We start from the raw sequence: 1,049 nt of genomic DNA, 5'->3' as shown, positions 1-1,049 counted from the left end.
GAGGGCCGGGGTACACCATCCGATGCGAGTACAACCCGCTGCGCTACGTGCGGGGCGCCGTGGGCATGGCCCTCGCCGGCAAGGACACCGGCGGAAGCCAGTTCTTCATCACCCATTCCCCGCAGCCGCGCCTGGATGGTCGCTACACCATCTTTGGTCAGGTCATCGAAGGTCTCGACGTTCTCGACAAGCTGACCGAGGGTGACGTCATGCGGGTCGAGATCGCAGCGCCTTGATCCGGGCCGCCCTGGTCGCGGAGAGGAAGGTGCGGCGGCAATGAAGAGGGGACCGCGCGTCTGAGGAGAAGTGCTCGCCCTGCGAAGCCGCTGGCGTCGCGCACAACGCGCAGCCGTGGCGAACGGTGTCCGAACGGCTTCCCTGCCAAGCCGTCAGGAAGGACCTCATGTCAGTCAGACGACTTGTGATCACGGTCGCCCTCTTCTGGGTCATGGCGCTGCCGCTTGCTTTCGCGCCCGCACCCGTGCGCTCGCAGGAGCGATCGCTCGCCATCCTCGTGGTGGGTGACGCCGGGGGAGAGGTTCTGCTGCAGCGCGAGAAGGAGATGTTCCGCCTGCTCGCCGCGCTGCGTGCGAAGGCCGGCCTCACCAAGGCCGATCTCCCCATCATCTCGTACCACTTCGACAAGCCCGTCGAGCGCAGCTACTGTGAGAAAGGGCTCAAGATCAAGCGCTCCGATCTCCTCTTTGTGGGGCTTGTGGAGCATGAGAAGCGGGTTCCGCGCAAGGTCGTCTATCGCATCCACAACGTGGTCGACGTCGCGGCCGTGGCAGACAAGGTGATGGCGGAGGTCGTCACACGTCTCGGCATCGACCCCGCACTCATCCTCCCGTCGTCTCCGCAGACGACGTTGCCCTCGCCGCAGCCGTCGGCCACGCCGACTCCCTCTCCGTCGCCTCCCGCGCGGGCGTCCCCCACGCCGGGAGCGGCGAGGGATGCGTCTCCTGTTGCCTGGCGCACTGCGTCCCCCACGCCCACACCGCCGGCTGCTTCTCCCTCTCCCACACCGCAGGCCGCGTCCCCCACGCCCA

General features: G+C 67.4%; 3 protein-coding genes. 1 reads left to right on the top strand and 2 read right to left on the bottom strand.

Going from position 1 to position 1,049, the window contains the following annotated elements; all coding sequences use genetic code 11:
- A partial coding sequence (locus tag EB084_26430) for a peptidylprolyl isomerase (protein ID NDD31800.1) occupies nt 1-236 on the top strand: 236 nt, incomplete at its 5' end.
- Nucleotides 237-406: 170 nt separating this feature from the next.
- Here EB084_26430 and EB084_26425 read toward each other — a convergent pair.
- Both EB084_26425 and EB084_26420 read right to left on the bottom strand, forming a co-directional pair.
- Nucleotides 407-763, bottom strand: coding sequence for a hypothetical protein (locus EB084_26425; protein ID NDD31799.1), 357 nt, complete (start codon nt 761-763; stop codon nt 407-409).
- Nucleotides 751-1,049 (bottom strand): hypothetical protein (locus tag EB084_26420; GenBank protein NDD31798.1); only part of this gene is annotated, 299 nt, incomplete at its 5' end. The genes EB084_26420 and EB084_26425, both read right to left, overlap by 13 nt.

Source organism: Pseudomonadota bacterium (genome assembly GCA_010028905.1).
In the GTDB taxonomy this organism is placed as follows: domain Bacteria; phylum Vulcanimicrobiota; class Xenobia; order RGZZ01; family RGZZ01; genus RGZZ01.
The sequence above is the reverse complement of the archived record's forward strand: the minus strand, read 5'-3'. Positions and strand labels throughout refer to the sequence as shown.